The organism is Microcoleus sp. (assembly GCF_041354475.1).
Classification (GTDB): domain Bacteria; phylum Cyanobacteriota; class Cyanobacteriia; order Cyanobacteriales; family Microcoleaceae; genus Microcoleus.
This window is the reverse complement of record NZ_JBGJZU010000071.1, coordinates 24,476-33,089: the sequence shown is the minus strand read 5'-3', so window position 1 is coordinate 33,089 and position 8,614 is coordinate 24,476. Positions and strand designations below refer to the sequence as shown.

The 8,614-nt window shown below is 43.3% G+C and carries 9 protein-coding genes; 4 read left to right on the top strand and 5 right to left on the bottom strand.

Annotation, left to right across the window (positions count from 1 at the left end; genetic code table 11):
* Positions 1 to 154 precede the first annotated feature (154 nt).
* A complete protein-coding gene (locus tag ACBR23_RS22195; protein WP_371120458.1) occupies positions 155 to 1,279 on the top strand; it encodes an SPFH domain-containing protein in 1,125 nt (374 codons plus the stop codon).
* A 357-nt stretch (positions 1,280 to 1,636) separates the two neighbouring features.
* On the opposite strand, the gene ACBR23_RS22190 is transcribed toward ACBR23_RS22195, so the two are convergent.
* Together ACBR23_RS22190 and ACBR23_RS22185 are read right to left on the bottom strand one after the other, a co-directional pair.
* Positions 1,637 to 1,945, bottom strand: coding sequence for a UPF0175 family protein (locus tag ACBR23_RS22190; protein ID WP_371120457.1), 309 nt, complete (start codon positions 1,943 to 1,945; stop codon positions 1,637 to 1,639).
* A 16-nt stretch (positions 1,946 to 1,961) separates the two neighbouring features.
* Positions 1,962 to 2,105 carry a hypothetical protein gene (locus ACBR23_RS22185; protein ID WP_371120456.1) on the bottom strand — a complete coding sequence of 48 codons (144 nt, stop codon included), beginning with the start codon at positions 2,103 to 2,105 and terminating at the stop codon, positions 1,962 to 1,964.
* Positions 2,106 to 2,243: 138 nt separating this feature from the next.
* On the opposite strand from ACBR23_RS22185, the gene ACBR23_RS22180 reads away from it, so the two are divergent.
* Positions 2,244 to 3,659, top strand: a complete 1,416-nt coding sequence (locus ACBR23_RS22180; RefSeq protein ID WP_371120455.1) for an ABC transporter substrate-binding protein — start codon at positions 2,244 to 2,246, stop codon at positions 3,657 to 3,659.
* A 108-nt stretch (positions 3,660 to 3,767) separates the two neighbouring features.
* The gene (locus tag ACBR23_RS22175; RefSeq protein ID WP_371120454.1) at positions 3,768 to 4,346 is read left to right on the top strand and encodes a Uma2 family endonuclease; all 579 of its coding nucleotides are present in this window, start codon (positions 3,768 to 3,770) and stop codon (positions 4,344 to 4,346) included.
* Positions 4,347 to 4,482: 136 nt separating this feature from the next.
* Here ACBR23_RS22175 and ACBR23_RS22170 read toward each other — a convergent pair whose 3' ends face one another.
* The 3 genes from ACBR23_RS22170 to ACBR23_RS22160 all read right to left on the bottom strand — a co-directional run bounded on the left by ACBR23_RS22170 (position 4,483) and on the right by ACBR23_RS22160 (position 7,212).
* The gene (locus tag ACBR23_RS22170; RefSeq protein WP_371120453.1) at positions 4,483 to 5,340 is read right to left on the bottom strand and encodes a metal ABC transporter permease; all 858 of its coding nucleotides are present in this window, start codon (positions 5,338 to 5,340) and stop codon (positions 4,483 to 4,485) included.
* On the bottom strand, positions 5,340 to 6,116 hold the full coding sequence (locus ACBR23_RS22165) for a metal ABC transporter ATP-binding protein (protein WP_371117044.1): 777 nt from the start codon (positions 6,114 to 6,116) through the stop codon (positions 5,340 to 5,342). The genes ACBR23_RS22170 and ACBR23_RS22165 overlap by 1 nt, the downstream gene beginning before the upstream one ends.
* A 118-nt stretch (positions 6,117 to 6,234) precedes the next feature.
* Positions 6,235 to 7,212 carry a metal ABC transporter substrate-binding protein gene (locus ACBR23_RS22160; protein ID WP_371120452.1) on the bottom strand — a complete coding sequence of 326 codons (978 nt, stop codon included), beginning with the start codon at positions 7,210 to 7,212 and terminating at the stop codon, positions 6,235 to 6,237.
* Between the two features lie 220 nt (positions 7,213 to 7,432).
* On the opposite strand from ACBR23_RS22160, the gene ACBR23_RS22155 reads away from it, so the two are divergent.
* Positions 7,433 to 8,608, top strand: coding sequence for a DUF262 domain-containing protein (locus ACBR23_RS22155; RefSeq protein WP_371117046.1), 1,176 nt, complete (start codon positions 7,433 to 7,435; stop codon positions 8,606 to 8,608).
* Positions 8,609 to 8,614: the final 6 nt, after the last annotated feature.

The following is an 8,614-nucleotide window of genomic DNA, read 5'->3' as shown; positions in this document are numbered from 1 at the left end:
CGATCGCAGGTGGTGATGCACGGGTTTTGACCTATTCTACCTCTTTATCTTGCACTTTACTCGATCGCGCCATCGAATAACCTTTCGCGACGTCAAGTGCGATCGATTATTCAGCAAGCCCTATGTAGGGGAATCGCACAAAGATGTAAGTGGTGTGGCTTTCACCCACGGAAATCTCGTCAACAAAGGCGATAAAGGTGTGTGGGTAGAACCGCTTTATCCCGGTAAACATCCGATCAATACAAAAGTGATGAAAGTCGAACTTGTTCCCACTACTGATGTAGTTTTAAACTTCACATCGCGGTTCAGTGGAGAACACGGCTACGACTCAAAATTAAGCGCTCTGAAATTACTTTCTTTTGACGGATTTACCTTTGAGTTGGAAATTTTTCAAATCATTCATGTCGGTACTTTGGATGCACCGAGAGTCATTTCGCGGCAAGGTTCGATGCAAAATCTCATCGACCAAGTGTTGCGTCCAATTGTCGGCAATTACTTTCGGAATTCGGCTCAAGAATATACGATTCTCGACTTTTTGATCGCACGCAGCGAACGCCAAGCAGAGGCCGCCGAACACGTCCGTGAAGCCCTACGTGCCTATGATGTGCAGGCTGTAGACACGCTGATCGGTTTGATTTCGCCGCCAGCAGAGTTGATGCAAACATTGACCGATCGCAAAATTGCTCAGGAACAGGAAAAAACCTACGAAGTACAGCGGATTTCAGAGTCGCAGCGTCAAGAATTGGTGCGCGCAACTGCGATCGCAAATATTCAAAATCAGGTGGTGGCGGCGGAACAAGGGGTGAAAATTGCCCAATTGAGTGCAACTGCTGCGATCGAACACGCAAGTGGTGAAGCAGAAGGGATTCGGCTGATGGGACAAGCAAAAGCGGATGCTTATCAAGTTGGTGTCAACGCTCTCGGTACGCAGAGTTACACGCTATTGCAATTGATGCAAGCGGTTTCGGATGGTAGTGTTCGCGTTGTTCCCGATGTCACAGTCAATGGTAATGGCGGTAGTGGGGGTTTGTTGGATGGTTTGATGGCAATGTTGCTGCGGAATGAAACCAGTAAAAATGGAGATAATGGAACACAATCACCTGTAATTAATGTCAAGAAATCTAAGTCTGTTGTTGTTGAACCTGTGGCAGAATCACCTGTAGCAAAAGTGCATTCGGTGGAGTCGCCGGAGTCTCCTAATCATTCACCATTTCCTCAGTATGGGGTTGTTGCTGAAACTGATATTGATTCGGCATTTGGTGAATTGCTAGATATTTAAGCTGAGGTCATTGGTGTCAACTTAAGCTGTCAGCCCGCCAAGTCTGCCAGTCAGCCCGCCAGTCCAACCGGGAATGAATTCCCTGTCTAATAGCTAAAGTCCTCTGAAAGAGGACTAATGAGTTCTTCAGTCCTCTTTGAGAGGACTTTAGCTTTGAGGCAGGGGTTTAAACCCCTGCCGGACTATTGGTTATACCTTAAGCTGTTAGTCAATGCTAAAACTTGACAGTTGAGAAGATTAGATGTACAAGATGATGATACTTATAGTTGGACTGAAACACATCAACCCACCAAAGCCGATCGCACTTACTTGTAGTGTCCTCATCACCCTAGTATTATTATGAATTGGATGACTTTATTAAATGCGATCGATAATGCCATCCCACAGTTCGGAAATAGGGTGTAATTTGCCTTCTTTAATTTGCTGTAGGGATGTACGGAGGCTGGCTAGGACAAGTTCGGCGGGCTCGTCATCGATATCTGCGGGCGGAGTCACGATATTGCGATCGATTAATAGTTGGTAAAAGTCGTCCACAGACATTACGGCGAGTTGAGCGGCTTGATCGAGACGGAGGCTGTGTTGCTGATAAAGTACGATCGCAAGTTCGAGTCGCACATCGGCTTCAGTCAGAGGTAGATTGTCGGGAAGGGCGATCGTAATTTGCATGATTTAGGGTTTAATTTCAGAGATATAAGCCGATCGCACTTATAGTTGCACACAAACACATCAATCCACCAAAGTCGATCGCACTTACTTGTTCTACGATCCTAGCATTATCGGGAAATGCACATTGCAAAAATTCCTGAAACCCCTGTGGGGTGGGCATCTTGCCCGCCCCACACATATAGATATGACTTTTATGAACTTAAATTAATGAATTTAATGAATTGACTTTAACCGAAATCTCTTGAATACTGATTGTAGCTAACAACTTTTCTGTAGAAATTATATAAGGAGAAAAACTATGTCCCAAGATAACAAAAAAAGCCCGCCACCCATATTTTTTATTATTGCCTTTTTCTTAGTTGCGTTTGGTGCATTCAAGTTCCTTCCCGGTTTATTCGCATCCAAAAGTTCAGATACATCTACAGCTACACCTGGAGCTACACCTACATCGGGTACAAGTTCATCGGGTGCGATCGCAACTCGCATCAGTTTAGGAAATCAGCTATTGGTGACATCCCAAACCACACCAGACAAACAAGCAGGCGTTGATGCTTTTGGTAAAGGAGATTACTCTACTGCGATTCAAAAATTTCAGGCTTCCTTAAAACAAACTCGCAACGATCCAGAAAGCGTTATTTATTTGAATAATGCCACAGCCAGCAGTGGTTCTTCCTTGAAAATTGCGGTCAGCGTCCCCATTGGTAGCAACCCCAATGTCGCCCAAGAAATTCTCCGAGGTGTCGCTCAAGCTCAATCCGAAGTCAATAGTAGCGGTGGCATCAATGGCGCAAAATTGCAAGTACAAATCATCAATGATGATAACGATCCAGGAGTTGTCAAAGAAGTTGCCAAGACATTGACAAAAGATCCAACTATCCTAGCAGTAATTGGACACAATGCTAGCAATGCCTCTCTCGAAGCTGCTCCAATATATCAGCAAGAAAAACTGGTGATGGTGACACCGACAAGCTTTGCCAATAATCTCTCTGGATTTGGCAGTTACATCTTTCGGACTGTCCCGAATATTAGCATTATGGCGGCTCCCTTAGCAGAATATGCAGTCAAAACAGGCAAAACTAATATTGCTATTTGTTATGACTCCCAAGCACCCGATAACATATCATTTAAAGATGAATTTGTGGCGGCTCTAACTGCTGCTGGAGGCAAATTAGTTCCTACTGTTTGCGATTTTTCAACCCCTTCTTTTAATCCCGAAAGTGCGATCGCCGATGCAGTCAGTAAAGGCGCACAAGGATTGATGTTAGCACCTCACATCGATCGCATCGATCGCGCAATTCTTCTGGCACGCACCAATCAAGGCAAATTGCCACTCTACGGCAGCACGACAATGTACACCTTTCAAACGTTAAAAGATGGACAAAAGAGCGTTGACGGGCTTGTTTTGCCTGTTCCTTGGCATCCTGAAACTAATCCCGGTAGCACTTTCCCCAAGAATGCCACTCAGTTGTGGGGAGGAGTAGTAAATTGGCGCACCGCAACGAGTTTTGATGCGACTCAAGCTGTCATCGCGGGATTGCGGAAAAGCACTACGCGGGAAGGGTTACAACAAGCACTCAAAAGCCCGAATTTCTCGTCACCAGGAGCAAGCGAAGAAGTGAAGTTTTTGCCAACGGGCGATCGGGCTGGGAAGCCAATTTTAGTACAAGTTAAACTCGGAGGAAATACTGGTTATAACTTTGTGCCGTTGCGGTAAGTGTGTCAAGTGCGATCGGATTCATTCTTTGTGGAACAGGCATCTTGCCTGTTTTTTAGCGATTTCTAAGATAAACTGAAATGAGTAGATTAAAGGAGAGCCTTGTATATGATCGCGCAAGTTGAAACCAAAACCTACACGGCCCAGGAATATCTAGAAGCTGAAGTCAATTCTGTGGATCGACATGAATTTATCAATGGGGAGATTATTCTGATGGCTGGCGGCACACCGAATCACAATGAAATCACGAGCATCTTAAACGCTATTTTGAGGGTGAGCCTTAAGGGTAAACCTTACAGTATTTTTGCATCAGATCAGCGGCTTTGGGTTCCCCAGCTTAATAATTATACTTATCCAGATGTGATGGTGGTGGCGAAACCGATCGAACTCCAATCTGGACGCACTGATACAATTACCAATCCTGTGCTGATTGCTGAGGTACTATCTAAGGGTACTAGAGCTTACGATCGAGATGATAAGTTTGCGGCTTATCGCAGTATTCCCAGTTTTCAGGAGTATTTATTAATCGACCAATATCGGCTGCGGGTTGAACAATACTCTAAAACTGATGCGAATAAGTGGATTTTTTCGGAATATAGCTGTGCGGGCGATCGGCTGATGTTAACGTCTGTGCAGGTGGAAATTGCGATCGCAGATTTGTATGAAAATATTGAGTTTTGTGAATGAGTAATACCATATCCGGTGAATTACCCTAATTTCTGTAGGGGCAGGTTCACCGATAATAATTGCCAAAAACAGACAATCTCATAAACCTGCCCCACCCAACGACAAATCGCAATCTACCTCTTTTAAGATACATTGTTTATTCGCCGATCGCCCCTGCATTCTTCGCCCTAACCAACAAACCGTGTTTTGGGGCAAAAATCATCGCCAACACAAACAACAGCGTTTGTAGCACCACAATACATCCGCCCGTGGAACCATCGATGTGGTAGCTGATATATGTTCCCATGACGCTAGAAAAGACACCAGTTGCGATCGCAATTAGCGTCATATGGTCAAAATTATCGCTCAATAAATACGCCGTTGCACCCGGAGTCACCAACATTGCTACCACTAAAATAATCCCCACAGTCTGAAGTCCCGCCACCGCAGTCAGAGATAGCAAAGACAGCAACACGTAATACAGAAAAGTGATATTTAAACCGATCGATCGCGCGTGAGTAGAGTCAAAACAAAACAACACTAAATCTTTGCGTAAAATTGCCAAAGTTACTAAAGTAATGACACTAATAATTACAGTCTGAGTAATATCAGCATCCGAAATACCCAAAACATTGCCAAACAAAATATGGGTTAAATCTATCGAACTTCTGACTTTAGAAATTAAAACCAAACCAAAGGCAAAAAATCCCGTAAACACTAAACCGATTACCGTATCTTCTTTAACGCGAGTTTGGGCTTTGATAAAGCCGATCGCCATTACCGAACCTACCCCAAACAAAAAAGCCCCCACCGCCAAAGGAATATTCAACACATAAGCAATCACAACTCCCGGCATCACCGCATGAGAAACCGCATCGCCCATCAAAGCCCATCCTTTCAAAGTCATGTAGCAAGAAAGCGCCGAACAAACCAGCCCTACTAAAGCGCTGACTAAAATCGCCTTCACCATGAATTCATACTGCAAAGGTGCTGCAAACCACTGAATTAAATCCATTATTGTTCCTCCCGATTCACTTGAGTTAACCGATTTTTAGCAGACGAAAAACTCCCCACACCACCCCCAAAAGTGCGAGAAATATTTTCCTCTGTAAAGACTTCAGAGGTGTTACCATAGGCGAGAATGCTGCGATTAATTAATACTACTTGGTCGCAAAATGTGGTAATAGATTCTAAATCGTGAGTTGAAACAAGAATTGTATGTCCTGTTTGACGCAGTTCCATCAACAGGTTAATCATCATCTTCTCAGTTTTGATATCGACTCCGGCAAAGGGTTCATCCAGCAGCAAAACCGTACCCTGTTGCGCTAAAGCCCGCGCAAAAAAGGTGCGTTTTTTTTGTCCGCCGGATAACTCTCCGATTTGCCGATCGCGCATATCCCACATTTCCACCCTTTCCAAACTTTCTCGCACGGCTTGTTTGTCGATCGCCCTAGGAATCCGCAGCAGATTCATATACCCATAGCGTCCCATCATTACCACATCATAAACATTCACCGGAAAATGCCAATCTACCTCTTCCGACTGAGGCACATAGGCAACCAGATTGCGTTTTTGCACTTGACTAATCGGCAACCCATTAATTAAAATTCGTCCGGTATTTGGGTGGACAAACCCCATAATTGCCTTAAACAGAGTCGATTTTCCCGCGCCATTCATCCCCACCAAACCGCAAATCGTCCCTGCTTTAAGTTGCAGCGAGGCGCTGTGCAAGGCTACTTTGCCGTGATAGGCAACTGTCACATTCTCAATATCAATGCCGATCTCATTCATCTTTTTTATTTCCCTTAAGTAACTTTACTTAATTAAACGTAAGATACAGATGGCTAAAAAGCTTGCTGTATGAGAATCCTTCCTTCTTCCTTCTTCCTTCTTCCTTCTTCCTTCTTCCTTACTTACCCTGTAACCCTTTTATCAGAGTATTGATGTTGTATTCAAGTAACTTAAGATAGGTTGATGCGGGCCCGTCGGGTGGAGATAGGGAATCGACATAAAACACCCCGGCAAATTTTGCGCCTGTTTCCTTTGCTACCTGAAGCTGTGCTTTGTTGTTGACGGTACTCTCGCAAAATACAGCCGGTATTTGGTTAGCTTTGACTGTATTAATCACCCGTTCCACTTGTTTCGGTGTGGCTTGTTGTTCTGCGTTAACCGGCCACAGGTAAACTTCTTTTAAGCCGTAATCGCGGGCGATGTAGGAAAAAGCTCCTTCGCAGCTTACTATGTAACGTTTGTCGGGGGGAATGGCTGAAATAGCTTGTTTTAGTTTGGCATCGATCGCCTTTATTTGCTGGCTGTATTTTGCCGCATTTGCGTTATAGCTTGCAGCATTAGCCGGATCGAGATTTCCTAATGTCTTGCGAATGTTTTCGACGTAAATTACAGCATTTTTAGGAGACATCCAAGCGTGGGGATTAGGTTTGCCACGATAGGCATCTTCTGCAATATTTACTGGTGAGACTCCCTCACTTAGAGTAATGTGAGAAACTTTAGGGAGACTGTTGTAAAATCGGGTTGCCCAACGCTCTAAGTTGAGGCCGTTTTCTAAAATCAAATTAGCATTTTGTCCGCGTTTTAAGTCGCTGGGTGTAACTTCATAGCCGTGAATTTCCGCCCCAGGCTTGGTGATGGATTGGACGATCGCCTTATCCCCCGCAACGTTCTGAGCCATGTCTGCCAGGACGGTAAAGGTGGTAAGAATGACTTTTTTATCTTTTTTGGTCGAATCGCTAGCAGTGGCGCTAGAATCGCCATTCTGCTTGGTTTGAGGCTCTGTTGTCGGACTGCTGCACCCGCTGAGCCAAACTCCTAGTAATAGCCCGAATATACCAATTTGATAGGTTTTACGGCAGAGCGCCTGATGATTCATTGTGGTTTTTTATAATTCTTTCATTGTTTTAATTTAGCATAAAACCAGTAAAAATGAAAAGATTATGAAAATGAGGAGATATTGGCGATCGGGCTAGGAGAATTGATAAGTGCGATCGCGCCTGCTGAGTTTTTAAGAGCTATTGGAGCCTGAGAACTTAGGCTAAGTCTAGAAATGCTATAATCATTCATAAGAGCCGCCATAACAGAGGATATAAAAAATGCCACTTGCGTCTGTTGAAGAAAAAATGTGGGAGAAATCTCTCTCAAAAATTTGGACTAAAACATCTGAGGTTGAGATTAACGAGAAGTATGAATCAGGAGAGAAGAGAATACTTACAGAAATCAACCGTGAAAAGCTTCCCAACTTTGTGGAAGCGCTGTCAAAAAATCCTAAGTACATGAATTTGCGCCCATTTTATCAGAGAAGGGCGCGTTGGGATATTAAGATGCAGTCACGACTAATTGAGTCGTTTTTGATTAACATTCCCGTTCCGCCTATTATTCTTTATGAGATTGATTACTACTCTTATGAAGTAATGGATGGTCAACAGAGAATCACCGCTATTCAAGATTTTTATACAAATAAATTTGCGCTGACAGGACTTGAACTTTGGCCAGAACTAAATAAACTTAAATACGAACAGCTTCCTGGTAAAATTAAGGCTGGTCTCAACCGTCGTTCTATCTCATCTATAGTAATTCTTAGAGAATCAACATCCGATCCTGAAGAGGGTTTATTTCTCAAACAGAAGACCTTCGAGCGTCTGAATACTGGTGGAGTGGATCTAAGTCAGCAAGAAGTGAGAAATTGCTTGTATTATGGAAAATTTGATTCGCTATTAATAGAATTAGCGCGCCATCCCATATTTGCTAAAGCTTGGGGAATTCCGATCGAAGATAACAGCCCAGAATTATCAACAAATAATCTTTATAAAAAGATGGAAGATGCAGAGTTAGTTCTGCGTTTTTTTGCTTTGCGTAATGTAGAGTATTTCCGTAATGGTATGGAAGGATTTCTCGATCTGTACATGATGAAAAGCCTGGGGTTCTCTGAGCGAGACATCGAATTTTTAAAAGATGTTTTTTTACAAACACTCAATCTGGCTCATCAAATCTATGAAGAAAGTTTGTTCAAACCCTTTGAACCCAAGTCAGGGACTTGGAAGAAAAATTCTTATAAAGCTTACTATGATGCCGTTATGGTTGGATTGAGCAGGCATTTGGATAAATCAGAACTATTGATCGATAAAAAATCACAAGTAATTGAAGAAACAAAGAAGCTCTTTGATCGGAAAGAATCGCGTCTTTTAACAGGTGAAGGTAGAACTAAGGCTGACATCCAATCTCGAATTAGGATGTTTGACGAAATGCTATCGCAAGTTATCGGAGAATAAGTTGAG